Here is a 25,447-nt window from a genome sequence, read left to right as displayed (position 1 = left end):
GCATTGGGGCTCACCTCTTCCCATCCCGAACAGAGAAGTTAAGCCCAATAGCGCCGATGGTACTGCATTTATGTGGGAGAGTAGGTCGCTGCCTTTCTTTTTTAAAACCTTCATTATATATTAATGAAGGTTTTTTTGGTTTTAAGATTCTTGGATTTGCTATAAAATAAAAAGCCAGCTAAATGCTGGCTTTTTTATGAATCAATATTTCTATTTTATCCTTTAATCACTCCTCTTGAAATTACAATCTTTTGAATTTCAGAAGTTCCTTCGTAAATCTGTGTGATTTTAGCGTCTCTCATTAGTCTTTCTACATGGTATTCTTTTACAAAACCATTTCCTCCATGAATTTGAACAGCTTCCACAGTTTGTTCCATTGCTACCTTTGAAGCATAAAGCTTTGCCATTGCACTAGACATGTCGTAATTGTTACCTAAATCTTTATCACAAGCAGCTTTCATAACAAGTAAACGTGCAGCTTCAATTTCAGTAGCCATGTCTGCTAATTTAAATGCGATAGCTTGATGATTACATATTTCAGTTCCAAATGCTTTACGTTCTTTAGAATATTTTAATGCTAGTTCATAAGCGCCTGAAGCAATTCCTAAAGCTTGAGAGGCAATTCCAATTCTTCCTCCTGATAAAGTTTTCATTGCAAACTTAAATCCAAAACCATCTTCTCCTATTCTGTTTTCTTTTGGAACTTTTACATCATTAAATTGTAATGTATGAGTATCACTTCCTCTAATACCTAATTTATCTTCTTTAGGACCTATATCAAAACCAGGCATACCTTTTTCAACAATAAAAGCATTAATTCCTCGATGTCCTTTATCACGATCTGTTTGAGCAATTACCAAATAAACATCTGAACGACCACCGTTTGTAATCCAGTTTTTTGTTCCGTTTAGAAGATAATGATCACCCATATCTATAGCAGTAGTTCTTTGTGAAGTAGCATCACTACCTGCTTCGGGTTCACTTAAACAAAAAGCACCAACAAATTCACCTGTTGCTAACTTTGTTAAATATTTTTGTTTTTGTTCTTCAGAACCATATTTTTCTATTCCATAACACACTAATGAATTATTTACTGAAACAATTACTGAAGCAGATGCATCAATTTTGGATAACTCTTCCATAATAAGCACATAAGAAATAGTATCCATACCACTTCCTCCATACTTAGGATCAACCATTACGCCTAAAAAACCTAAGTCTCCCATCTTTTTAACAAGTTCATTAGGAAAAACTTGCTTTTCATCTCTTTCAATTACTCCTGGTAATAATTCTGTTTGCGCAAAATCACGAGCTGCATCCCTAATCATTAAATGTTCTTCAGTAAGATTAAAATCCATTCTTTATGTGTTTATTATTAAATTCGTAAAAAAAGTTATCAAAGATACTTCTTTACTACCAGATTTTCAATAGACATTTCATATTTTTATGGATATGAATAAAAATGAAACTTACGCTATTGGTTTGATGTCTGGTACTTCATTAGACGGGTTAGATATTGTTTATGTTAAATTTAATGAAAATGAGACATACGGTTTTCAAGTATTAGCTTTTGAAACAATTACATATTCTCCAGATTTAAGAGAGCAATTGAAAAACTCTATAAGTTTGAAAGAAACCAATTTAATTGAATTGGATAAAAGTTTTGGTCATTTTATTGGAGTCAAAACCAATGATTTTATCCAAAAAAACAAAATTGAAAATCTTGATTTTATTGCATCTCATGGACATACAGTTTTTCATCAACCAGAAGAAGGATTTACTAAGCAAATTGGAAATGGTCAACTTATTGCAGACATAACAAAGAGGCTTGTTGTATGTGATTTTAGAACTCAAGATGTTGAGCTTGGGGGTCAAGGTGCACCCTTAGTGCCAATAGGTGACAAGTTATTATTTTCTAATTATTCTGCTTGTGTAAATCTAGGAGGTTTCGCAAATATTTCATTTGAAAAACAACAAGAAAGAATAGCTTTTGATATTTGTCCGGTGAATATTGTCCTAAATTACTTTAGTCAAAAATTGGGGTATGAATATGACAACAAAGGGGAGTTGTCTTCTAAAGGAAAAATTGATTTACAACTTTTAGAGAAGTTAAACTCAATTGATTTTTACTCAAAAGATTATCCAAAATCATTAGGTGTAGAGTGGGTAAATGACAAGATTTTCCCTCATCTAACTAAGGTAGAAGAAATGCAAACAATTTTAAGAACATTTACTGAGCATATAGCAATACAAATTGCTAATAATATTAGAGACTTTGATTCAGTATTATTTACTGGAGGCGGAGTTTTTAATGATTTTTTAATTGGTAGAATAAAAAAATTAGTTAACACTAAAATTGTAATACCAAGTTCTACTATAATAAACTACAAAGAGGCATTAATTTTTGCATTATTGGGTCTATTGAAACTTAGAGGAAAAACAAATTGTTTGGCAAGTGTTACAGGAGCTAAAAGAAATCACTCTTCAGGGAAAATATTTCACGCGAATTAATTCTTTATAGCGATTTATTTTTTTATTTTGGTACAACATTTAAGCACTTCAGAAAAATAAAATTAAATGCTTCTTAATGAAAGACTTACTTAAAAAGTATGAAGAAAAACAACCTGAAATAGTTTTCAATTGGAAGGATCCAGAAACTGAAGCAGAAGGTTGGACAGTTATTAATTCACTTCGTGGCGGTGCAGCAGGAGGTGGTACAAGAATGAGAAAAGGATTAGATAAGTATGAAGTTACTTCTCTTGCGAAAACAATGGAGGTTAAATTTACTGTATCTGGACCAGCTATTGGTGGAGCCAAATCTGGAATTAATTTTGATCCTCATGATCCAAGAAAGAAAGGAGTTTTAAAAAGATGGTATAATGCTGTTGCTCCACTTCTCAAAAACTATTATGGAACAGGTGGAGATTTAAACGTAGATGAAATTCATGAAGTAATCCCAATTACTGAGGATAGTGGTGTTTGGCATCCGCAAGAAGGAGTTTTTAATGGTCATTTTAAACCTACAGAAGCAGATAAAATTAATAGAATCGGTCAGTTGAGGCATGGAGTTATCAAAGTTATTGAAAGCGAAAAATATTCCCCTGACATATATAGAAAATATACAGTTGCAGATATGATCACTGGTTTTGGTGTTGCTGAAGCAGTGAAGCATTATTATGAAATTTATGGAGGATCCGTAGTTGGAAAAAGAGCTGTGGTTCAAGGATTTGGAAATGTAGGTTCTGCAGCAGCATATTATTTAGCGCAGATGGGAGCCAAGGTGGTTGGAATAATTGATAGAGTTGGAGGAATCATTAAAGAAGAAGGGTTCTCATATGAAGAAATTACATCGCTTTTTCTAAAAAAAGACGGGAATACATTAGTGGCAGAAAATATGATTCCTTTTGATGAAATAAATGAAAAAATATGGAACTTGCCAACTGAAATCTTTGCTCCTTGTGCTGCATCAAGGCTAATAAAACAAGAACAAATCAACCAAATGATTGATTCTGGATTAGAAGTAATTTCTTGTGGAGCTAATGTACCATTTGCAGATAAAGAAATTTTCTTTGGACCTATCATGGAAGACACTGATAAAAAAGTAAGTTTAATTCCAGATTTCATTTCTAATTGTGGTATGGCTAGAGTATTTGCATACTTTATGGAAAGAAGAGTAGAAATGTCTGACGAAGCTATTTTTTCAGATACGTCTAATGTGATAAAAAAAGCGCTTGAAAAGACTCATGCTAAAAACACTTCTAAAACTAATATTAGTGAAACAGCATTTGAGATTGCACTGAATCAATTAATCTAAATAATAATATTATGGAGTCAATAATCATTGTAGTATTTGTCTTGGGGTATTTAGCTATTACCTTAGAACACAATTTGAAGCTTGATAAACTAATACCAGCACTTGCAATGATGGCAATTTGTTGGGCTATTGTAGCTTTAGGAGTAGATTCATTTTCTAATTGGTTTGATTCTTCTAAACATGGATTAGTTGAAGGGTTCACTTCATTAGATCATGAAGCAAAAATGCATTTAGCAGAAGAGACATTATTACACCATTTAGGGAAAACAGCTGAAATACTTGTCTTTTTACTCGGTGCAATGACCATAGTAGAAATTATAGATTATTTTGATGGATTTTCAACAATAAAAGGATATGTAAAAACCAATAGTAAGAAAAGGATCTTATGGATTTTTTCTATTCTAGCGTTTATACTTTCAGCTATTATAGACAATTTAACAGCTACTATTGTTCTGATTTCTATTTTGCAAAAAATTGTAAAGAAAAGAGAAGACAGAATTTGGTTTGCCGGAATTATTATTATAGCAGCTAATGCTGGAGGAGCCTTTTCACCAATTGGTGACGTAACCACTACGATGCTTTGGATTGGAGGTAAAGTAAGTACAGTTAAGTTATTTATTTACTTATTTATTCCTTCTTTATTATGTATGGTAGTTCCTTCATTTATCGCTACATTCTTACCTGCATTTAAAGGTACAATTGAGACTGATGAAGATTTAGGAGATTCAAAACCTAAAAGTAAACATAGTGCTGCAATGTTATATTTAGGGCTTGGAGCTATTGTTTTTGTGCCAATTTTTAAAACACTTACACATTTACCTCCGTATGTAGGTATGATGTTGTCCCTTGCTATTGTAGCTACATTTGCTGAAGTATTTAGTAGAACAAAAATTTCTTTAACAGACTTTAAAACGCAAGAAGAATCAGCAGAGTTTGCTCATCACAGCCCTGTACATCATTCTTTATCTAAGATTGAAATGCCTAGTATTCTATTTTTCTTAGGTATTTTAATGGCAGTAGCAGCATTAGAATCTTTAGGAATATTATTTGGTTTTGCAGATAGTCTAAAACAAGGAGTGCCTTTAATGGGAACAGAATTAGATGGAACTCAAGTTTCAGATTTAGTGGTTATGCTATTAGGAGTTGGGTCTGCAGTAATAGATAATGTTCCGTTAGTAGCTGCAAGTTTAGGAATGTTCTCAGAACCTATAGATAATCCTTTATGGCATTTTATTGCATTTTCTGCTGGAACAGGAGGGAGCATGTTAATTATAGGTTCCGCAGCAGGAGTTGTAGCAATGGGAATGGAAAAAATAGATTTCTTTTGGTATTTAAAAAAGATTTCGTGGTTAGCTTTGATAGGGTTCTTAGTCGGTTCCTTTTCATTCATGTTACTGCGAATGTTCATATAAAAAAATTAAACCGAGAATTTCTCGGTTTTTTTTGAAACAATTTCTCAATAAAAAGGTCGTTATATAAAAGAACTTTAAAAGCTTATTAATGTTATCGTTTATACAAGAAACCCCCGAAGTTTTAGATCCCACCTCAGAAGAAAAAACACTTTCGATATATAAATTAATTGTAGATGGAGGTCTAGGAGGTCAAATTATTATTGCCATTCTTTTTGTTTTACTGGCTGTTTCCCTGTACATCTATTTTGAAAGATTTTTCGCTATCAAAGCTGCAGCCAAAGTAGATAAGAATTTTATGAATCAGATTAAAGATTATGTTTCCAATGGAAAACTAGAATCTGCAGATTCTTTATGTAAGAATACAAATTCTCCTACGGCTAGATTAATAGGTAAAGGGATTTCTAGAATAGGAAAGCCGTTAGAAGATATTAATACAGCAATTGAAAATGCAGGAAAACTTGAAGTATATCAATTAGAAAAGAATGTGAGCGTAATTGCCACCATTGCAGGAGCCGCTCCTATGATAGGATTCTTAGGAACAGTTATTGGAATGATTGTTGCAATTCATGAAATAGCAAACTCCGGAGGTCAGATAGATATTAAGATGCTTTCTGATGGTTTGTATACAGCTATGACCACAACAGTTGCAGGTTTAATAGTTGGAATTATCGCTTACATTTCTTACAATCATATCGTAGTGAGAACCGATAAAGTGATGTATCAGATGGAAGCAAAATCTGTAGAGTTTTTAGATTTATTAAATGAACCTGTATAATGAATCTTAGAGGAAGAAATAAAGTCAACCCTAATTTCAATATGTCTTCAATGACAGATATTGTTTTTTTGTTGTTGATCTTTTTTATGCTAACATCTACATTGGTAACTGTTAGTGCTATTGATGTATTGCTTCCTAAAGCCGGAGGAAAGACAGAAAACAAAACTTCAGTAGCTGTTACAGTGACTAGTAAGTCTAAATTTTATATAGATAAAACTCAAGTTAGTGAAAAGAATCTTGAAATAGAGATATTAAATAAAGTTGGACCAGATAAGAAAAAAACGGTAGTCATTCGTGGTGATCAAAACGTTCCTTATAAGAATGTGATGAAAGTGATTGATATTGCCAATAAAAATAAGCTAAAGATGATTTTAGCAGTTAAAGGAGGTAGCTAATGTCAGTTTTTGACACAAAACATAAAAAGAAATCAGCAATTATTACATCTGTAATACTTGTGGCTTTACTGTATTTGATATTTAATTTTGGAATGAAATACCTAGATCCACCTCAAGAATATGGTATCGCCATTAACTACGGAACATCAAATGTTGGAAAAGGAGAACCTAAAGTTGTAAAAAAGATAAAAGCCACTCCTCAACCACCAGTTAAAGAAGAAAAAGTTGAAGAAGTTGTTAAAGAAGTGCCCAAAGAAACAGTTAAAGAAGAGGTTTTAACTGAAGATAGAAAGGATGCTCCGGTTATTGAAAAGCCAAAAGAAGAAAAGAAAAAAGTAGAACCAAAAAAAGAAGTTAAAAAAGAAAAACCCAAGCCAAAACCTGAGCCTAAGAAGCCTTCGAAAGCTACTACAGATGCTTTCAAAAACCTTTTACAGGGAGACAAGTCTGATGGAGAACCTAAAGGAGAAGGCGATGATGAAAAAGATGGTTTGAAAGGCGATGAAAAAGGAGACCCTAAATCTTCTAAATATTATGGGAATCCGTTACAAGGAGATGGAGATAGTAACTATAACTTAGCAGGAAGAAGGGCTTTGACAAAACCAAAACAACAACCAGATTGTCAAGAAGAAGGTACTGTTGTGGTAAGTATTGAGGTTGATAAAAATGGGAAAGTAATTAAAGCGGTTCCGGGAGTAAAAGGAACTACAAATTCAGCTCCTTGTTTATTAAAGCCTGCTAAAGAAGCTGCATTAAGAACTACTTGGAATGCTGCACCTGACGCACCTGCAAAGCAAAAAGGAACAATTATTTATAAGTTTACTCTGACCAAATAATGACATACCAACAGACAGTTGACTGGATGTTTTCTCAACTGCCGATGTATCAACGTCAAGGGAAAACGGCTTTTAAAAAAGACCTTACTAATAGTATTGCTTTTTCCGAACAGTTAGATAATCCACACAAAAAATTTAAATCAATTCATGTAGGAGGAACGAATGGCAAAGGTTCTACCTCACATATGATAGCCAGTATTTTGCAAGAAGCAGGTTATAAAGTGGGGTTGTATACATCTCCTCATTTAAAGAATTATACAGAAAGAATTCGAGTTAATGGGAATGAAATACCAGAAGAATATGTGGTCAATTTCATTTCTAGTAATAAGCTTTTCCTTGAGAAACAACAATTGTCATTTTTTGAAATGACAGTAGGTATGGCGTTTGATTATTTTGCAAATGAAAAAGTAGATATTGCTGTTATAGAAGTTGGGTTAGGGGGTAGGCTAGATTCTACCAATATTATTACACCAGAGCTTTCAGTAATTACAAATATTGGTTTAGATCACACTCAGTTTTTAGGAGAAACTCTTCCTGAAATCGCATTTGAAAAAGCGGGAATAATTAAATCTAGAGTTCCCGTTGTTATTGGAGAACGACAAGAGTCTGTTGAATCAGTCTTCACAAAAAAAGCTAGCAATGAGAAATCGGAAATTATTTTTGCTTCGGATTCATTTACAGATTTAGAAACAGATTTATTAGGTGATTACCAAAAGAAGAATGCCAATACTGCATTAACAGCTGTAAAAGAGCTAAAAGGATTTAATATTTCTGTAGAGACTATAGTAAAAGGGCTTAACAATATTGTGAGAAACACAAATTTAAAAGGTAGGTGGCAAGTTCTTAAAGATATTCCAAAGGTAATATGTGATACAGCTCACAATAAAGAAGGATTAACTCACGTAATGCAGCAATTGTTAGATGAGAATTTTAGTCAATTGCATATTGTTTTAGGAGTTGTGAATGATAAAAACTTAGATGGAATTCTAAATTTATTCCCTAAAAATGCAAATTATTACTTCTGTAAACCTAATATTCCAAGAGGTTTAAATGAGTTGGAACTACATAAAAAAGCTAAAGAATTCCATCTGATAGGTGGGGTTTATAATTCAGTTTCAGAGGCTTATAATATAGCATTAAATAATGCTATGGAAAAGGATCTTGTTTTTGTGGGAGGGAGTACTTTTGTGGTTGCAGAAGTTATCTAAAATAAATTTCATTTTTCTTTGGTAGAATTAAAAACCGTTATATATTTGCATCCGCAATCACGCTGGGGCGCGTAGCTCAGTTGGTTCAGAGCACTTGGTTTACACCCAAGGGGTCAGGGGTTCGAATCCCTTCGCGCCCACAGGAAAAACCCCCACGAAAAGTGGGGGTTTTTTTATGGAAAAGAGAAAGGTCAAAATTAGTACAAGCCATCCCTTTTTTGTAATTTGCGTCACGTTTGATCAAACTAATCAATGCTAATGGATATTCAATTATCTGGAAAAAAAATATTAGTCACAGGCGGAGCCGGTTTTATAGGTTCTAATCTCTGTGAAATTTTGTTAAAGAAAGAGAATGAAGTTGTTTGTTTAGATAACTTTGCAACCGGAAAAAAAGAGAACATCGCCCACCTTTTAGAGCACACAAATTTTACACTAGTTGAAGGAGATATCAGAAGTTTAGCTGACTGCAAAAAAGCAGTTGAAGGAGCAAATTATGTATTACATCAAGCTGCTTTAGGATCGGTTCCTAGATCTATAAAAGACCCAGTTACTTCTAATGATGTTAATGTTGGTGGTTTCTTAAATATGTTGGTTGCATCAAGAGATGAAGGAGTGAAAAGGTTTATATATGCAGCGAGTTCTTCTACCTATGGAGATTCTGAATCTTTACCGAAAGTGGAAGATAAGATTGGAAAACCATTGTCTCCTTACGCAATTACCAAGTATGTAAATGAATTGTATGCTGATGTTTTTTCAAAAACTTACGGATTAGAAACAATTGGATTACGTTACTTTAATGTTTTTGGAAGAAAGCAAGATCCTAATGGAGCCTATGCTGCAGTGATTCCAAAATTTGTAGGACAGTTTATGAAAGGAGACTCTCCTGTTATAAATGGAGATGGTGAGTATTCTAGAGATTTCACATATATAGATAATGTTATTCAAGCAAATTTATTGTCTATTGTAGCAGAAGGAGAAGAAGCTGTGAATACAGTTTACAATGTTGCTTATGGTGAGAGAAATACATTAAATGATTTGGTAGGATACCTTAAAGAATTTCTATCTGAATTTGATGCCAATATAAAAAATGTTGAAGTTCTTCATGGTCCTAACAGATTAGGAGATATTCCTCATTCATTAGCATCAGTAGATAAAGCAAAAGAATTATTAAATTATAATCCAGAGTATTCTTTACAGAAAGGGCTTAAAGAAGCTGTAAAGTGGTATTGGGAAAATTTATAGAAAACAATCATATGAAAATAGGAATTATTGGATTAGGATATGTTGGGCTACCTTTAGCTAGACTATTTGCAACTAAATACTCGGTAGTTGGATTTGATATCAATAGAGAAAGAGTAGAAGAATTAAGATTAGGAATAGACAGTACTTTGGAAGTAGAAAACGATATACTTCAGGCTGTTCTTATAGATAAAAATTCTAATGAAAAGGGTTTGTATTGTTCTTATGACATTGAATCAATCAAAGATTGTAATTATTATGTAATTACTGTACCTACACCAGTAGATAAAAACAATAGACCAGTATTAACTCCGCTTGTTAAAGCTAGTGAAACAGTAGGTAGAGTACTAAAAAAGGAAGATATTGTCATTTATGAATCAACAGTGTATCCTGGTGCAACAGAAGAAGATTGTATTCCAGTTCTAGAAAGGGTTTCTGGACTTATATATAATGAAGATTTCTATGCAGGATATTCTCCTGAAAGAATAAATCCTGGAGATAAACTTCATACTGTAGAAAAAATATTGAAAGTAACTTCAGGTTCTACTCCTGAAATTGGAAAAAAAGTAGATAATTTATATAAATCTGTTATTGAAGCAGGTACTCACTTAGCTCCAACTATTAAAGTTGCTGAAGCTGCTAAAGTTATAGAAAATTCGCAAAGAGATATTAATATTGCTTTTGTAAATGAATTAGCCAAGATTTTTGGATTAATGAATATTAATACATATGATGTATTAGAGGCAGCTGGAACTAAGTGGAATTTCCTTCCTTTTAGACCCGGTTTAGTTGGAGGACACTGTATTGGAGTTGATCCATACTATTTAGCTCAAAAGGCTCAAGAGTACGGGTATCATCCAGAAATTATATTATCTGGAAGAAGACTGAATGATAGTATGGGTGAATATGTAGCGTCTGAAGTAGTCAAATTAATGATTAAGAAAGATGTTAAAGTGAAAGATGCAGAAGTCTTAGTCTTAGGAATTACTTTTAAAGAAAATTGCCCTGATGTAAGAAATACAAAAGTTATAGATGTAATCTCAGCATTGAAAGAATTTGGTGCTAATGTATCTATTTATGACCCATGGGCTGAAGTAGAAGAAGTTGAAAGAGAATATAATTTAAAATCTTTAAATACATTACCTAATAGAAAATATGATGCTTTAGTTTTAACAGTAGCTCACAATGAATTTACTCAATTAGACTTTAAAAGTTTGCTAAATGATAATCATGTAATCTATGATGTAAAAAATGTTCTGTTACCAAATCAAAAAGACGGAGGTTTATAAATGAAAAATTTTGCACTTATCGGCGCCGCAGGTTATATAGCGCCAAGGCATTTAAAAGCAATAAAGGATACAAATAATCAGTTGATTGCGGCTTTAGATAGATTTGATTCTGTTGGTGTTTTAGATGGGTATTTTCCAAATGCAGACTTTTTTATTGAATTTGAAAGATTTGATAGATATATTGAAAAACTCAAAAGAAACGGAACTCATCTTGATTATGTGAGTATCTGTACACCTAATTATCTTCACGATTCGCATATACGAATGGCGCTCAGAAGAGGCGCTCATGCTATTTGTGAAAAACCTTTAGTTTTAAATCCTTGGAATATTGACGCTCTTGAAGATATAGAAAAAGAATCTGGAAACAAGATTTTTACAATATTACAATTAAGGCTTCACCCAAGTATTATTGCTTTAAAAGAAAAGGTAGCCAATGCTCCTAATAACACAAAGTTTGATATAGATCTTACATACATTACTTCAAGAGGAGGTTGGTATCATGTGTCATGGAAAGGAGACGAAAGTAAATCAGGAGGAGTTGCTACCAATATAGGAATTCATTTCTACGATATGTTAAGCTGGATTTTTGGCGATGTTAAAGAAAGTCAAGTTCACCTTAGAGAAAAATCCAAAGCAGCAGGATATTTAGAATTTAGCAAAGCTAGGGTTCGTTGGTTCTTGTCTATTGATGGAAAAGACCTTCCTGAAAATATTCAAAGTAAGAGGCAAAGAACTTATAGATCTATTACAATTGATAATGAAGAAATAGAGTTTAGTGATGGATTTACAGAATTGCATACTGAAAGCTATAAGGAGATTTTAAAAGGTAATGGTTTTGGACTTGAAGATGCAAGAACATCTATTCAAATTGTTCACGGAATAAGAAATTCTGATATTGTAACAAATAATAGTTTCAAACACTCATTCCTTAAGTAATATGAAAATTGCAGTTTTAGGCACTGGTTATGTAGGTTTGGTTACAGGAACTTGTTTTGCTGAAATGGGCAATGAAGTATTATGCGTAGATATAAATCAGCAAAAAATTGCAAATCTTAATAAAGGAATTATTCCTATCTATGAACCAGGACTCAAGGAGCTGGTTTCAAACAACTTAAATAAGACACTCTTTTTTACAACCGATTCTAAAAAGGCTATTCAGTCATCAGATATTATTTTTATTGCCGTAGGAACACCCATGGCTGATAATGGAGAGGCAGATTTATCAGCAGTATTTAGTGTAGCAAAGGAAATAGGAAATAACATAGAAAACCATAAAGTAATTGTCTCAAAGTCTACTGTTCCAGTAGGAACTACTTTAAAAATAAAGCAACTTATTACTAAAGAACTTTCAAAGAAGGTGTCTAATGTAAACTTTGATATGGTATCTAATCCAGAATTTTTAAAAGAAGGAGATGCAGTTAATGATTTCATGAAACCAGATAGGGTTGTAATTGGAGCTGAGAATGAAGAGGTATTTGAAAAGATGAAGCAATTGTATGCGCCTTTCTTTAGAGTACAAGATAGGTTTATTACCATGGACATAGCCTCTGCAGAAATGACAAAGTATGCTGCCAATGCCATGTTGGCAACAAAAATATCGTTCATTAATGAAATTGCGAATTTAAGTGAAAAAGTTGGAGCAGATATAAATAAAGTAAGAGTTGGTATAGGTTCTGATAGCAGAATAGGTTATAAATATATTTATCCAGGTATTGGTTATGGGGGAACTTGTTTTCCTAAAGATATTGCGGCACTTATACATTTAGGAAAACAAAATAAATATGAGTTAGAACTTATTAAATCTGTTGATGAAGTAAATAAAAGACAGAAAGAACTTTTTTTAGAAAAGATTATTAAAAAATTTGGAAAGCAGCTCTCTGGAAAAAAGTTTACAATTTGGGGATTGTCTTTCAAGCCAGAAACAGATGATATGCGTAAGTCACCATCAATTTACTTGGTGAATGAACTTGTAAAGATGGGAGCAGAGGTTCAAGTATATGATCCAAAAGCTATGGAACAAGCAAAAGAGTACTATTTCAAAGATTTAAAAGTATACTATGCAACTGATAAGTATGATGCTGTAAAAGAAGCTAATGCATTGATACTCTTAACCGAATGGAAAGAGTTTAGGTCTCCAGATTTTAGTAGAATAAAAGAGTTGCTATTAGATGAGGTGATTTTTGATGGCAGAAATCAATACAATACCTTAAAATTAGAAGAAAAAGGATTTGAATATTATCAAATAGGTAAAAGTTAAGTAGGAATTAATTTGTTTACATTTAATAGTTGAATTTTGAAGAAACATGAATAGAAGTAGTAAAATATATATAGCAGGGCATAAAGGAATGGTAGGTTCGGCAATATGGAGAGCTTTGCAAAACAAAGGATACAACAATCTTATAGGCAGAACTAGTAAAGAGTTAGATTTAAGAAATCAGGATTCAGTAATTCAGTTTTTTAAATCTGAAAAGCCAGAAGTTGTTATTGATGCAGCAGCAAGAGTTGGAGGTATTTTAGCAAATAATAATTATCCATATCAATTTTTAATGGATAATTTATTTATCCAGAATAATCTAATTGATATCTCTTTAAAATTTGAAGTAAAAAAATTTATATTTCTGGGAAGCTCTTGTATTTATCCAAAATTTGCAAGTCAACCTTTAAAAGAAGAGTATTTATTGACAGATTTGCTCGAGCCAACCAACGAATGGTACGCAATAGCTAAAATTACAGGAGTTAAAGCTTGTGAGGCCATTAGAAAACAATTTGAAAAAGATTATGTAAGTTTAATGCCTACTAACCTATACGGCATAAATGATAATTTTGATTTAGAAACATCGCATGTATTACCTGCAATGCTAAGGAAGTTTCATGAAGCCAAGAAAAAAGGCAATTCTCCCGTAACTCTATGGGGAAGTGGAACTCCATTGAGAGAGTTTTTGTTCGTAGACGATATGGCAAAAGCAGTAGTTTTTGCATTAGAAAATAAACTTCCTGAATATCTCTACAATGTTGGTACAGGTGTAGATTTAACAATTAAAGAATTAGCAGAAACAATTCAAAAAACTGTAGGTCATTTAGGGGAAATTATATGGGATAAAAGTAAGCCTGATGGTACTCCTAGAAAGTTGATGGATGTATCTAGATTAAATTCTATGGGTTGGAAACATGAAGTACAATTAGAAGAGGGCATTGCTATAACTTATGATTGGTTTAAACAAAATATAGAAAATATAAAACAAGTAAAATTGCAAGAATAATTAAATCGAGAGTTTTATGAAGATAGCATTAATAACTGGGGTAACAGGTCAAGATGGAGCATACTTAAGTGAATTCTTGTTAAAGAAGGGATATCAAGTTCATGGGGTTAAGAGAAGATCCTCATTATTCAATACTGATAGAATTGATCATTTATATCAAGACCCTCATGTAGAGGACAGAAATTTTTTCTTGCATTATGGAGATATGACTGATAGTACAAACTTGACTAGATTAATCAAAGAAATACAGCCTGATGAAATATACAATCTGGCTGCAATGAGCCATGTTCATGTGTCTTTTCAAACACCTGAATATACAGCAAATGCTGATGCTTTGGGAACTTTGAGAATTTTAGATGCGGTAAGATTACTTGGTCTTGAAGAAAAGATAAGAATTTATCAAGCCTCTACATCAGAACTATATGGTAAAGTTCAAGAAGTGCCTCAATCGGAGAATACACCTTTTTATCCTAGATCTCCTTATGCTGTGGCAAAAATGTATGCATATTGGATTACAGTTAATTATAGAGAGGCTTATAAGATGTTTGCTTGTAACGGAATATTATTTAATCATGAATCACCATTAAGGGGAGAAACATTTGTTACTAGAAAAATTACAAGAGCAGCCTCTAGAATTGCTTTAGGGTTACAAGAAAAATTTTACTTAGGAAACTTAGATGCGAAAAGAGATTGGGGACATGCTAAGGATTATGTTAGAATGATGTGGATGATATTACAAGCTGATGAACCTGAAGATTGGGTTATAGCTACTGGAACCACTACCACTGTTAGAGATTTTGTTATAATGAGTTTTTCAGAAGTAGGTATTGAATTAGAATTTAAAGGAGTAGGGGTGAATGAAAAAGCTTATGTAAAAGCGTGTAAAAACTCTAAATATCAAATTGATATCGGAAGAGAGGTATTAGCTGTCGACCCTAAGTATTTTAGACCAACGGAAGTAGATTTATTAGTAGGAGATCCTACAAAAGCTAATCAAAAATTAGGGTGGGAACCAGAGTACGATTTACCTTCTTTAGTTAAAGATATGATGAAATCAGACTTAGTATTAATGAAAAAAGACCAGTATCTAAAAGAAGGAGGGTACGAAACTCTTAACTATTTTGAGTAGATGATGATTTCAGCCCATAATACAAATTGTAAGGAACTTTAAATGCTTAAAGAATCAAAACTTAGAAGTGCCATTAAAAGTTTAACTTGGAGGTTTGTGGCTATTTTAGATACAATTCTGATAGTGTTATTTGTAACTTGCTATTTCAATAAATGTAATATAAGTGATGCTTTAACAGTTGGGTTAGTTGAGTTCTTGTTAAAATTCTTAGTTTATTATGTGCATGAAAGAGTTTGGCAGAAAATAGAGCTTATTAAGAGGACTGCTAAGTTGAGAACAATAGTAAAAACATTATCATGGAGGATAATAGCTACAATAATGACATTTTTAATTGCAGGAGTAATAATTGATGGTTCTAATAAAATAGCTTTATATATTGCTGTATTTGAGGTTTTTACAAAATCATTATTATATTATGCACATGAGAGAATATGGCTTATTTTACCTTTAGGTAGAGTTCGTAATTTGTCAAAAAAAATATTCTATGCAAGAGAACATAACAAGACATAATTATAAAGTAAATAGACTTAATAGGTGTTTGCTAAAAAGTCACGAATCTAAATTATTATGGTTCACAGGGCTTTCTGGTTCAGGTAAATCTACTATAGCTAATAAAGTAGAATTACTTTTGCATGAGAATGAAATACATACTTATACATTAGATGGTGATAATATTAGGTCTGGTATCAACAAAGATTTATCTTTTTCTCCTGAAGATCGGAAAGAGAATATTAGAAGAGTAGCTGAAATATCAAATTTAATGATTGATGCTGGTTTAGTTGTTTTGGCTGCTTTTATATCTCCTTATAGAAAAGATAGAGAACGTATAAAAGAAATTGTAGGTAAAGAAAATATGATAGAAATATACATAAACACATCTTTAGAAGTTTGTGAAAAAAGAGATGTTAAAGGACTATACAAGAAAGCAAGGCTTGGAGAGATCAAAAATATGACAGGAATTTCTTCAGCATATGAAATACCGTTGAATCCAGATATTGAAATCAAAACTGAAGAAATGTCTGTAGAAGAAGCTGCTAGTAAAATTTTACAATTTTTAAAATTAAAAAAAGATAAGAAGGATGAGTAATTATATGATTGATCATTTAAGTGAATTAGAGTCAGAAGCTATTTTTGTAATTCGAGAGGTTGCTGCTCAATTTGAAAATCCAGCGTTGCTGTTTTCAGGAGGTAAAGATTCTATAGTGATGACACATCTTGCTAAGAAAGCATTTTATCCAGCAAAAATTCCTTTCCCTCTTATACATATAGATACTGGACATAATTTCCCAGAAACAATAGATTTTAGAGATACTTTAATCGAAAAACTAGGGGTAAAACTCATTGTAGGATCTGTGCAAGAGTCTATAGATAAAGGAAGAGTAAAAGAAGAAACAGGAGCTGACGCATCAAGAAATTCACTTCAAATAGTTTCATTACTTGATACTTTAGAAGATAATAAAATTGATGCAGCCATGGGCGGAGCCAGAAGAGATGAAGAAAAAGCTAGAGCAAAAGAAAGATTCTTTTCTCATCGAGATGAGTTTGGACAGTGGGATCCAAAGAATCAACGCCCAGAACTATGGAATTTATTTAATGGAAGGAAAAACTATGGAGAACACTTTCGTGTATTTCCAATATCTAATTGGACCGAAATGGATGTTTGGGAATATATTAAAAGAGAGAATATAGAATTACCTTCTTTGTACTTTTCTCACGAAAGAGATTGTGTAGTAAGAGACGGAATTATTTTGGCGTATTCAGGATTTATTAAAATGAAACCAGATGAAAAAGTGGTTAGAAAAATAGTACGGTATAGAACTTGTGGGGATATGCCAATTACTGGGGCTGTTGAATCAGAGGCTAATACTTTAGATAAAATAATTGAAGAAATTTCAGCTACCAGAATTACGGAAAGAGGAGGTAGGGCCGATGACAAAAGAGCTGAAACGGCTATGGAAGACAGAAAAAAACAAGGGTATTTTTAAAGAGTTTAAAACATTTTATTTAAGATATTAACATGAGAAGTCAAACAACTGAAATTTTACGATTCACAACTGCAGGGAGTGTAGATGATGGTAAAAGCACCCTTATTGGACGTTTGTTATATGACAGCAAATCAATCTTTCAAGACCAATTAGAATCTGTAAAATCCTCTAGTATTAATAGAGGATTCGATTATATAGATTTGTCTCTACTTACAGATGGTTTGAAATCTGAAAGAGAGCAAGGTATTACAATAGATGTAGCTTATAGATACTTTGCTACACCGAAAAGAAAGTTTATTATAGCAGATACTCCTGGCCATATTCAATACACAAGAAATATGGTAACTGGGGCTTCAACAGCAAATTTAGCAATTATATTAATAGATGCAAGAAAGGGAATGTTAGAGCAAACGCATAGGCATTCATTTATAGCATCTCTTTTGCGTATTCCCCATGCTATTGTGTGTATCAATAAAATGGATTTGGTTGATTACAGTCAAGAAGTCTATGATACAATAGTTCAGGATTTTAAAGCCTTTTCTTCGAAATTAGATATTAAAGATGTTCAATTCATCCCGATTTCTGCTTTACATGGTGATAATGTAGTTAATAGGTCAGATAATATGAATTGGTATAAAGGTAGTACATTAATGTATCATTTAGAGAATGTGCATATTTCTAGTGATTATAATCATGTTGATTGTCGTTTCCCTTTACAATCAGTTATTAGACCACATACTATAGAACATCAGGACTTTAGAGGATTTGCTGGTAGAATAGATGGTGGAGTTTTTAAACCAGGAGATAGAGTAAAAGCATTGCCATCTGGGTTTTTATCTACAATTAAAACGATTGAGCTGAACGGAAAGGATGTTAAAGAAGCATCCGCTCCTATGTCAGTAATAATGACCTTAGAAGACGAAATTGATATTAGTAGAGGAGATATGATTGTTAGAGAAAATAATGTGCCAACAATATCTCAAGATATAGAGGTTTTGGTTACTTGGATGAATCAGAAACCATTGTTGAATAGAGCTAAAGTCATTGTTATGCATACGACAAAAGAATGCGTTGCAATGGTGAAAGAATTGAAATATAAAGTGGATATAAATACGTTACATCGTATTCAAGATATAGAAAAAGTTGAAATGAATGAAATAGCCCGTATATCATTACGTGTTTCCAAACCTTTGTTTTTTGACTCATATAAAAGAAATCGTCAGACAGGGAGTATAATTTTAATTGATGAGCAAACTAATGAAACCATCGGTGCAGGAATGATTATATAAAGCAAATTATGACTGATTATTTAAACTTAGCTATCTCAGCGGTAATTGAAGCAGGAAAAGTAATCTTGGAAGTATATGATTCGAAAGATTTTGATGTGCAATTAAAGAGTGATAACTCCCCACTAACAAGAGCTGATATTCTATCGCATAATATTATAAAATCTTTTCTTGAAAAAACAGGGATTCCAATACTTTCTGAAGAAGGTAAAGAGACCCCTTATGAAGTGAGAAAACACTGGTCGAAATTATGGATTATAGATCCGATAGATGGAACAAAGGAGTTCATAAAAAGAAATGGAGAGTTTACAATTAATGTAGCTTTAATTGAAAATCAAGAACCTATTCTAGGAGTTGTATATGCTCCTGATTTAGGTGATTTGTATTTTTCTACTAAAGAAAAAGGAGCTTATAAAATTCTTATAAATCCTAATATTAATGATATGGATTGTTTGTTGAAAAATGCTAAAAAACTACCTTTAAAAAAGGAAAATAAATCATTTACAGTGGTAGCAAGCAGATCTCACATGTCTAAAGAAACTGAAATTTTTATCAATGATTTAAGAAAACAATTTGGTGTTGTAGATTTGATTTCTAAAGGGAGTTCTCTAAAATTATGTATGGTAGCTGAAGGTGTTGCTCAATGTTACCCAAGATTTGCACCAACAATGGAGTGGGATACAGCTGCAGGTCAAGCTATATGTGAATATGCTGGATTTAATGTTATTGATTACGATACAAAAAAGAAAATGATATATAATAGACCAAATTTATTAAACAACTGGTTTGTAGTAAAGTAAAGAAAATTAGAAAATATGAAGTATAAATTAAGCTGGTTTTTAAAAGCTAGCTCTCATTATTTAACGATTTTTTTATTGAGGTTTTATCAAAAAAATAAACAAGTCGTTTTTGTTTGTGGAGCCCCAAGAAGCGGAACATCATGGGTAAGTGATGTCCTCGCTTTTTACTTCAATTTACCTAGACCTAAACACTATGTTTTACCATTGCTTTTTGAATGTGTTGTTCATACGCACTCAATCCTAAATCCTAAAAAGTACCATAATTGCTTTTATGTAATAAGAAATGGGAAAAATTCTTTCTTATCACAATACTATATGATTAAAAAATTAATGCTTAGTGAAGAGAAATTTGTAGGGAAAAAGTTATATAAAGGTATCTTTAAAGATGTTAATAAAGAAGAGAATACTTCTCATAATGTTTTAGAGTTGATGAAGTTAGAAAGTAAGAAGAAGGATAATTTATTTGAGAAGTATAAAAAAATACATTCTTACAAAGAGGATAGTAAATCATCGCTAATTATATATGAAGAAGCAATTGAAAACCCAATAAAAGTTTTTTCTGAAGCTATTACTAAAAATACAGGAAGCTGTGATTTAGAAAGATTAGAAAAGGTTTTAGAACTTTTATCAAAGAAGTCTCAAAATAAATTACCATCTAAGCGTAAGAGCACAACAATCAATAAAACTCCTTCCGATTCAAAAGATATTTTAGATGATGAAGCAGTTAGATATTACGAAAAAATGATATCTAAATAATTTTTTGTATTTGGATAATTAGAAATGAAAAATTAGTATTTAAATAAAAGTAGATGTTATTTAACTCTATAGAATTTGTCTTGTTTTTGCCAATTGTTTTTGTTCTTTATTGGTTTGTGACTCATAAGAACTTAAAATTACAAAATGCATTAATTGTAATAGCTAGTTATATCTTTTACGGTTGGTGGGATTGGAGATTTTTATCTCTTATTATTTTCAGTACTCTAGTAGATTATTCCATAGGTTACAGCCTCTCTTTAACAAACAAAAAATCATATAGAAAAGCTTTGTTAAGAATGAGTTTACTAATTAATCTTGGTTTTTTAGGAGTATTTAAATATTATAACTTTTTTTTAGAGTCTTTATACGATTTTATTCCAATGCTTAAAACATCTTTAGGCTTTAATACTTTACAAATAATTTTACCAGTTGGAATTAGTTTTTATACTTTTCAAACTTTAAGTTATACGATAGATGTTTATAAAAGAAAACTTGAGCCAACTAAAGACTTTGTTGCTTTTGCTGCATTTGTGAGTTTTTTTCCTCAATTAGTTGCTGGACCTATAGAAAGAGCAACCAACCTATTACCACAGGTTTTAAAGAGACGTAGATTTAGTTCTTCGCAGAGTATAGAAGGAGTTCGATTAATACTTTGGGGATTATTTAAAAAAATAGTAATAGCAGATGCTTTAGCGCCAAGTGTTGATGAAATATTTTCGAATTTCGAAATCTATCCTTCATCAATATTAATTTTAGGAGCTATCTTTTTTGCTTTTCAAATTTATTGTGATTTTAGTGGATACTCAGATATAGCAAGAGGTGTCGCCAAATTGTTAGGAATTGAACTTATGGTTAACTTTAATTTTCCATATTTTTCTAGAAGTATAGGTGAATTTTGGCGTAAATGGCATATTTCTCTTTCTACATGGTTTAGAGATTACTTATATATTCCCTTAGGAGGATCTAGAGTGAGCAGATATAAAGGAATTAGAAATGTCTTTGCTATTTTTCTGATTTCTGGATTCTGGCATGGGGCTAATTGGACTTTTATTGCTTGGGGTGCTATTCATGCTCTGCTATTCATTCCTTCTTTTTTGTGGAAAACTAATAGAAAGTATGTGGAGGATTTGGAGAAAAGAAAATATATTATTCCATCTTTTTATAATTTTTGGTTAATTGTTAAAACATTTATTATAGTTACAGTAGCATGGATATTTTTTAGAGCTAAATCTATAGAATATGCGTATGATTATATAGTTCATATATTACAATTTAATTGGGAAAGTATAACGTTTTTTAACCCTTATGATAATCAACCATTGTTTAAAGAGTATCTTTATCTTATTGGGTTAATAATTGTTGAATATTTGATTGTGACCAAAACAATAAATTTATTCTCTAAAAATCTTAAAAAAGGTATTCTTGTAGACTCTACACTATTAGTTTTGATTATTATTAATGCTCCAGTAAGTAGTTCGCTATCATTTATATATTTTCAATTCTAATGAAGCAGTTTTTATCATACATATTGGTAACAGTTTTTATGACAGCTTTGGTTTTAGAAGTAGTTTTAAGAGTTTTTCAGCTTAGTAGTCATGCAGTTCCGTCAGAAATAATTAATAATAATTATGTCAATAAACCTTATGCTGAAGCTATATGGGTAAAGGGAGGTTTGGGAGAAATAAAAGCTCACTACAAAATAAACCCTCAAGGATATAATAGTTTGAAGGACTATTCGAAAATATCTAAAGATAAGTATCGTATAGCTATTATGGGAGATTCTTATATTGAAGGTTTACAAGTAAATGTTGAAAATTCTATAGGAAGAATACTTGAAAAGCAAATGAATGATAGAGTTGAGGTACATGAGTATGGGGTTTCTGGGGCTAATATTATAGATTATGGTTTACTTTATCAAAAGTATATTAAAGATAATTATGATATAGTTTTTATACATTTAAAAGATGATGATTTATTACAAGATTTAGCAGGAAATGTAGGAAGAGTTGATAAAAAAATAAAAATAACAAGAGCTCGAAAAATATATAATAATTACTACACTGCTAGATACTTAAATATAAATCATGGGGTAGGAGAGAAGTTGAGCAAAATAATAAAAGGTGAGACCTTTTCTAAACGAGGTGATAATGTTTCATCAAAGAGAGTTAATGATAGGATTGAAAATTCTATAAATAGAAAAGCACTTACTATGCTTGACTCTTCAGTAGTTATTTTATATGAAAAAGGTAAGTTAACTCCTTTTCTATTCGAAAAATTTTCATTTGAAAAAGCTAAAATTAAGCATGATGCTTTACCAAAAGATTTTGGTTTTGATATTCATTGGAACTTTAATGGAAGAGTAAATTGTGCTAAAACAATTGAAAAGTATTTGCTGGAGAGACAAAAAAATCTGAAACAATGAGCTTTCTAATATTAATACAAAAGGAAAATAATTGAGAGGATTAATATCATTTATTATATGTAGTAATGGCTATGGTCATTTCAAAAGAGTATTGGCAGTATGCAGAGAATTACAAAACGGAAAAAGTAATATAAGTATTCATGTTTTTTGTTCTCCAAATCATCTTGATTTTTTAGAAAACGAACCTAATTTTCTTTTGCTTACGGATACTGTTTCTTTTCATACTGATTTATTTCATAAAGAACCCAAATGGGTAATGGATCCCAACTCAATAGAAAGAGCTTCTTGGGAAGCTTGGATAGATGAAATTAAGAGCAATGCAATAATAAATTCGTCAAAAATAATAGTATCTGATAATCAAGTTGCTCCAGTAATATTGGATAAAGAAGTTATCTTAATGGGGTCTTTTTTATGGCCTTTAATCAGGCTAGAACAGACAAGGAAAGAATTTTTAGAATTACAATTAATAGAGCGCAAAATGCTACTTGAAAGAAAAGTTGATTGTATTTGTGTTGGAGATATCAGAATGCCTATTATAGATAAATACACTAACCCTATAAAGTCTCCATGGTTTTGTAGCAAAAGTATAGATAGAAAACAGAAATATATTGAAAAAAAGAAAGCGAGTATTTTAATCACTGGAGGAGGTACTAAAATGTTAACTGAATTATTAGTAGAATTGTACAAACAAATGAGTATACTTGCAAAATTTAATATTTATGTAGATAGTAACTTATTCTGGCATTTAAATGAATTAGGTGAAAACCCTAATAAGTTCCCATTTAATGAAGAAAGTTTTAATGAGTTAGATTTAATAATTTGTAGACCTGGAGTAGGTATCTTAACAGATGCAGTAACTTATAATATTCCGGTTAGTGTATTAGAAGAAGACAACGAAGAAATTATACACAATGCAAAAACAGTTGAAAAACTTGGGTTAGGAATAATATACAAGGAAGTAAATGATGTTATCAATATGATGCGAAATAAATTTTTTTTAAATCAGTGTATTAAGAACTTAGAAAACAGAAAAACCGAAGGAGCATTATTTACAGCAGAATATTTGCGAAATAAAATATCAAAATAATTAATCAAGAAAAAGAAATGGTCAATAAACTATTTTGTAAAAGAGACACTAAATTGATAGATATATTATCAATTTTTGAAAAAGCATATTCAAACCAGTTACCATCTAATTTAGCATTAGTTGTTGATGAAGATAGTAAACTAATAGGTAGCATTACTGAAGGAGACATTAGAAGATCATTATTGAAGAATAATGAATTAAGCACCCCAGCAGAAAGAATTATGGAAGAGAATCCTATAGTTTTCAATGAAAGAATGACAACTGAAGAGGTTCTTGAAAGTTTGCCTGAAGAGCTTTCAAAAAGGAATAGAAGGTCTCGAAAGTACTTGAGTAAAATTATTTTTGTTGATGATAATAACGTTCCAACAAAAGTAATAGCTTACCACCAATTATGGGAATTAAAAGTGGCTTCCCATAGACATATTGTTGTAATAGGCCTTGGTTATGTAGGTCTTACAATGGCTGTAGTAATGGCAGATTCTGGATTTTTGGTTACTGGGGTCGAAATTGATTCCACTAAAATAGAGATGCTAAATAGAGGCGAATCATATGTGCAAGAAGTAGGAATCAATGATTTAATTAAGAAGCAGATAGGTAAAAATTTTAGAGTTAGTGAAAGTATACCTGAAGATGGTGATGTCTTTATCATATCTGTTGGTACACCAATAAAAGTCAGTGATAGTGGTAGCAAACTGCCTATTATGGAATACTTAGAGGACACCTGTAATAAAGTTGGGAGAAAACTCAAGAGAGGTAATCTTGTTGTTTTAAGGTCTACTGTTCCTATAGGAACAAGTAGGAATTTTGTAAAAAGTAAGTTAGAAGAAATATCAGGACTAAAATGCGGAATAGATTTCCAATTGTCATTTGCTCCAGAGAGAACTGCCGAAGGTAAAGCATTAAAAGAATTGTGTTCTCTTCCTCAAATTATTGGAGGTTTCGATAAAGATTCTGTCAATGCTACTGCTGCAATTTTCAGAGATATTACACCGGTGATTGTTAAAGTTGATACTTTAGAAGCAGCAGAAATGATCAAACTTATTAATAACTCCTTTAGAGATTACGTTTTCGCATATGCAAATCAAATGGCAATCATAGCTTCAGAATTTAATATTAATGTTGTAGATGTAATAAATGCAGCGAACAAAGATTATCCTAGAGACCCAGTCCCTTTACCAAGCCCAGGAGTTGGAGGTCCTTGCTTAACAAAAGATCCTCATATTTTTGCGTCAGTTACAGATATGTTTGATATAGATGGACAAATCTTTAAACACAGTAGAGAAATTAATGAATCTATGCATGATTTGGTAGCTAAAAATGTTATTGACCAGCTTAAAAAATTAGGTAAGAACCCCAAAGAGAGTAAAATTTTAATTTGCGGTTTAGCTTTTAAAGGGAATCCTGAAACCGGAGATATTAGAAATTCTTCGAGTATTGAAATAGCCGAACTTATGAAAGGTTCTGTAGATTCTGTATACGGATATGATGCCGTAGCTTTGAAAGAAGAAGTTGAGGAGTACGGAGTTGTATTCTTAGAATTAGAGAAAGCATTCAAAGGGAAAGATGCTGTGCTTTTTTTGAATAACCATAGGAGCTTTGAAACAATGAACATATATAAGTATATTCATCAAATGAATGAAAAACCCATTATTTATGATGGATGGAATTTGTTTAGAGAAAAAGATATTCTATCCATTAGAGAATGTACATACATGGGTTTAAGTTTTGTCAAGAACTCAATAAGATAATTAGGG

The 25,447-nt window shown here is 31.7% G+C and carries 24 protein-coding genes, 1 tRNA gene and 1 rRNA gene; 25 read left to right on the top strand and 1 reads right to left on the bottom strand.

Annotated elements, in window-relative coordinates:
* Positions 1-97: ribosomal RNA gene (gene rrf, locus AAON49_RS04680) — 5S ribosomal RNA — on the top strand; the annotation flags it as partial.
* A 118-nt stretch (positions 98-215) separates the two neighbouring features.
* On the opposite strand, the gene AAON49_RS04675 is transcribed toward rrf, so the two are convergent.
* Positions 216-1,358, bottom strand: a complete 1,143-nt coding sequence (locus AAON49_RS04675; RefSeq protein ID WP_349552988.1) for an acyl-CoA dehydrogenase — start codon at positions 1,356-1,358, stop codon at positions 216-218.
* A gap of 94 nt (positions 1,359-1,452) precedes the next feature.
* Here AAON49_RS04675 and AAON49_RS04670 point away from each other — a divergent pair, with 94 nt between their 5' ends.
* The 24 genes from AAON49_RS04670 (at position 1,453) to AAON49_RS04555 (ending at position 25,441) form a co-directional block, all read left to right on the top strand.
* Positions 1,453-2,511 (top strand): anhydro-N-acetylmuramic acid kinase, encoded by a 1,059-nt coding sequence (locus tag AAON49_RS04670; protein ID WP_349552986.1) that lies wholly within the window; start codon positions 1,453-1,455, stop codon positions 2,509-2,511.
* Between the two features lie 76 nt (positions 2,512-2,587).
* Entirely contained in the window at positions 2,588-3,814 is a 1,227-nt protein-coding gene (locus AAON49_RS04665; RefSeq protein ID WP_349552985.1) for a Glu/Leu/Phe/Val dehydrogenase dimerization domain-containing protein, read from the top strand.
* An 11-nt stretch (positions 3,815-3,825) separates the two neighbouring features.
* Positions 3,826-5,226, top strand: a complete 1,401-nt coding sequence (nhaD, locus tag AAON49_RS04660) for a sodium:proton antiporter NhaD (protein ID WP_349552984.1) — start codon at positions 3,826-3,828, stop codon at positions 5,224-5,226.
* An 88-nt stretch (positions 5,227-5,314) separates the two neighbouring features.
* Positions 5,315-6,001, top strand: coding sequence for a MotA/TolQ/ExbB proton channel family protein (locus AAON49_RS04655; protein WP_349552982.1), 687 nt, complete (start codon positions 5,315-5,317; stop codon positions 5,999-6,001).
* A complete protein-coding gene (locus tag AAON49_RS04650; protein WP_349552981.1) occupies positions 6,001-6,396 on the top strand; it encodes an ExbD/TolR family protein in 396 nt (131 codons plus the stop codon). The genes AAON49_RS04655 and AAON49_RS04650 overlap by 1 nt, the downstream gene beginning before the upstream one ends.
* Positions 6,396-7,232, top strand: coding sequence for an energy transducer TonB family protein (locus AAON49_RS04645; protein ID WP_349552980.1), 837 nt, complete (start codon positions 6,396-6,398; stop codon positions 7,230-7,232). Before AAON49_RS04650 ends, AAON49_RS04645 begins: the two co-directional genes overlap by 1 nt.
* Positions 7,232-8,440 (top strand): bifunctional folylpolyglutamate synthase/dihydrofolate synthase, encoded by a 1,209-nt coding sequence (locus AAON49_RS04640; protein ID WP_349552979.1) that lies wholly within the window; start codon positions 7,232-7,234, stop codon positions 8,438-8,440. Before AAON49_RS04645 ends, AAON49_RS04640 begins: the two co-directional genes overlap by 1 nt.
* A 65-nt stretch (positions 8,441-8,505) precedes the next feature.
* A tRNA-Val gene (locus tag AAON49_RS04635) sits at positions 8,506-8,580 on the top strand.
* A gap of 118 nt (positions 8,581-8,698) precedes the next feature.
* A complete protein-coding gene (locus tag AAON49_RS04630) occupies positions 8,699-9,682 on the top strand; it encodes an SDR family oxidoreductase (protein WP_349552978.1) in 984 nt (327 codons plus the stop codon).
* An 11-nt stretch (positions 9,683-9,693) separates the two neighbouring features.
* Positions 9,694-10,968, top strand: coding sequence for a nucleotide sugar dehydrogenase (locus tag AAON49_RS04625; protein ID WP_349552976.1), 1,275 nt, complete (start codon positions 9,694-9,696; stop codon positions 10,966-10,968).
* Positions 10,969-11,904, top strand: coding sequence for a Gfo/Idh/MocA family oxidoreductase (locus AAON49_RS04620; protein ID WP_349552975.1), 936 nt, complete (start codon positions 10,969-10,971; stop codon positions 11,902-11,904).
* Position 11,905: 1 nt separating this feature from the next.
* On the top strand, positions 11,906-13,225 hold the full coding sequence (locus tag AAON49_RS04615; protein ID WP_349552974.1) for a UDP-glucose dehydrogenase family protein: 1,320 nt from the start codon (positions 11,906-11,908) through the stop codon (positions 13,223-13,225).
* Positions 13,226-13,271: 46 nt separating this feature from the next.
* On the top strand, positions 13,272-14,228 hold the full coding sequence (locus AAON49_RS04610) for a GDP-L-fucose synthase family protein (protein WP_349552973.1): 957 nt from the start codon (positions 13,272-13,274) through the stop codon (positions 14,226-14,228).
* A gap of 16 nt (positions 14,229-14,244) precedes the next feature.
* Positions 14,245-15,357: a GDP-mannose 4,6-dehydratase gene (gene gmd / locus AAON49_RS04605; protein WP_349552972.1), complete on the top strand. Its 1,113-nt coding sequence runs from the start codon at positions 14,245-14,247 to the stop codon at positions 15,355-15,357.
* A gap of 42 nt (positions 15,358-15,399) precedes the next feature.
* Entirely contained in the window at positions 15,400-15,867 is a 468-nt protein-coding gene (locus AAON49_RS04600; RefSeq protein WP_349552971.1) for a DUF2061 domain-containing protein, read from the top strand.
* Positions 15,842-16,444, top strand: a complete 603-nt coding sequence (gene cysC, locus AAON49_RS04595) for an adenylyl-sulfate kinase (protein WP_349552970.1) — start codon at positions 15,842-15,844, stop codon at positions 16,442-16,444. The genes AAON49_RS04600 and cysC overlap by 26 nt, the downstream gene beginning before the upstream one ends.
* The gene (gene cysD / locus AAON49_RS04590; RefSeq protein WP_349552969.1) at positions 16,437-17,342 is read left to right on the top strand and encodes a sulfate adenylyltransferase subunit CysD; all 906 of its coding nucleotides are present in this window, start codon (positions 16,437-16,439) and stop codon (positions 17,340-17,342) included. Before cysC ends, cysD begins: the two co-directional genes overlap by 8 nt.
* Positions 17,343-17,374: 32 nt before the next feature.
* Positions 17,375-18,631 carry a sulfate adenylyltransferase subunit 1 gene (locus tag AAON49_RS04585; protein WP_349552968.1) on the top strand — a complete coding sequence of 419 codons (1,257 nt, stop codon included), beginning with the start codon at positions 17,375-17,377 and terminating at the stop codon, positions 18,629-18,631.
* A gap of 8 nt (positions 18,632-18,639) precedes the next feature.
* A complete protein-coding gene (cysQ, locus tag AAON49_RS04580) occupies positions 18,640-19,428 on the top strand; it encodes a 3'(2'),5'-bisphosphate nucleotidase CysQ (protein WP_349552966.1) in 789 nt (262 codons plus the stop codon).
* Between the two features lie 15 nt (positions 19,429-19,443).
* Positions 19,444-20,184: a hypothetical protein gene (locus AAON49_RS04575; protein WP_349552964.1), complete on the top strand. Its 741-nt coding sequence runs from the start codon at positions 19,444-19,446 to the stop codon at positions 20,182-20,184.
* 53 nt (positions 20,185-20,237) lie between these two features.
* Entirely contained in the window at positions 20,238-21,689 is a 1,452-nt protein-coding gene (locus tag AAON49_RS04570; RefSeq protein ID WP_349552962.1) for an MBOAT family O-acyltransferase, read from the top strand.
* Entirely contained in the window at positions 21,689-22,606 is a 918-nt protein-coding gene (locus tag AAON49_RS04565) for an SGNH/GDSL hydrolase family protein (protein WP_349552960.1), read from the top strand. Before AAON49_RS04570 ends, AAON49_RS04565 begins: the two co-directional genes overlap by 1 nt.
* A 31-nt stretch (positions 22,607-22,637) precedes the next feature.
* A complete protein-coding gene (locus tag AAON49_RS04560) occupies positions 22,638-23,693 on the top strand; it encodes a glycosyltransferase family protein (protein ID WP_349552959.1) in 1,056 nt (351 codons plus the stop codon).
* A gap of 17 nt (positions 23,694-23,710) precedes the next feature.
* Positions 23,711-25,441, top strand: a complete 1,731-nt coding sequence (locus AAON49_RS04555) for a nucleotide sugar dehydrogenase (protein WP_349552958.1) — start codon at positions 23,711-23,713, stop codon at positions 25,439-25,441.
* The last annotated feature ends 6 nt before the right edge of the window (positions 25,442-25,447 follow it).

Origin of the sequence: Pseudotenacibaculum sp. MALMAid0570, assembly GCF_040151415.1 — a bacterium.
Classification (GTDB): Bacteria; Bacteroidota; Bacteroidia; order Flavobacteriales; family Flavobacteriaceae; genus Polaribacter.
Note: the sequence above shows the minus strand (reverse complement) of the source record. Positions and strands in the feature narration are given on the sequence as shown.

Coding starts and splice junctions, on each gene's coding strand:
- AAON49_RS04675 (WP_349552988.1), bottom strand. CDS start 1,358: ATGGATTTTAATCTTACTGAAGAACATTTAATGATTAGGGATGCAGCT.
- AAON49_RS04670 (WP_349552986.1), top strand. CDS start 1,453: ATGAATAAAAATGAAACTTACGCTATTGGTTTGATGTCTGGTACTTCA.
- AAON49_RS04665 (WP_349552985.1), top strand. CDS start 2,588: ATGAAAGACTTACTTAAAAAGTATGAAGAAAAACAACCTGAAATAGTT.
- nhaD (WP_349552984.1), top strand. CDS start 3,826: ATGGAGTCAATAATCATTGTAGTATTTGTCTTGGGGTATTTAGCTATT.
- AAON49_RS04655 (WP_349552982.1), top strand. CDS start 5,315: ATGTTATCGTTTATACAAGAAACCCCCGAAGTTTTAGATCCCACCTCA.
- AAON49_RS04650 (WP_349552981.1), top strand. CDS start 6,001: ATGAATCTTAGAGGAAGAAATAAAGTCAACCCTAATTTCAATATGTCT.
- AAON49_RS04645 (WP_349552980.1), top strand. CDS start 6,396: ATGTCAGTTTTTGACACAAAACATAAAAAGAAATCAGCAATTATTACA.
- AAON49_RS04640 (WP_349552979.1), top strand. CDS start 7,232: ATGACATACCAACAGACAGTTGACTGGATGTTTTCTCAACTGCCGATG.
- AAON49_RS04630 (WP_349552978.1), top strand. CDS start 8,699: ATGGATATTCAATTATCTGGAAAAAAAATATTAGTCACAGGCGGAGCC.
- AAON49_RS04625 (WP_349552976.1), top strand. CDS start 9,694: ATGAAAATAGGAATTATTGGATTAGGATATGTTGGGCTACCTTTAGCT.
- AAON49_RS04620 (WP_349552975.1), top strand. CDS start 10,969: ATGAAAAATTTTGCACTTATCGGCGCCGCAGGTTATATAGCGCCAAGG.
- AAON49_RS04615 (WP_349552974.1), top strand. CDS start 11,906: ATGAAAATTGCAGTTTTAGGCACTGGTTATGTAGGTTTGGTTACAGGA.
- AAON49_RS04610 (WP_349552973.1), top strand. CDS start 13,272: ATGAATAGAAGTAGTAAAATATATATAGCAGGGCATAAAGGAATGGTA.
- gmd (WP_349552972.1), top strand. CDS start 14,245: ATGAAGATAGCATTAATAACTGGGGTAACAGGTCAAGATGGAGCATAC.
- AAON49_RS04600 (WP_349552971.1), top strand. CDS start 15,400: ATGCTTAAAGAATCAAAACTTAGAAGTGCCATTAAAAGTTTAACTTGG.
- cysC (WP_349552970.1), top strand. CDS start 15,842: ATGCAAGAGAACATAACAAGACATAATTATAAAGTAAATAGACTTAAT.
- cysD (WP_349552969.1), top strand. CDS start 16,437: ATGAGTAATTATATGATTGATCATTTAAGTGAATTAGAGTCAGAAGCT.
- AAON49_RS04585 (WP_349552968.1), top strand. CDS start 17,375: ATGAGAAGTCAAACAACTGAAATTTTACGATTCACAACTGCAGGGAGT.
- cysQ (WP_349552966.1), top strand. CDS start 18,640: ATGACTGATTATTTAAACTTAGCTATCTCAGCGGTAATTGAAGCAGGA.
- AAON49_RS04575 (WP_349552964.1), top strand. CDS start 19,444: ATGAAGTATAAATTAAGCTGGTTTTTAAAAGCTAGCTCTCATTATTTA.
- AAON49_RS04570 (WP_349552962.1), top strand. CDS start 20,238: ATGTTATTTAACTCTATAGAATTTGTCTTGTTTTTGCCAATTGTTTTT.
- AAON49_RS04565 (WP_349552960.1), top strand. CDS start 21,689: ATGAAGCAGTTTTTATCATACATATTGGTAACAGTTTTTATGACAGCT.
- AAON49_RS04555 (WP_349552958.1), top strand. CDS start 23,711: ATGGTCAATAAACTATTTTGTAAAAGAGACACTAAATTGATAGATATA.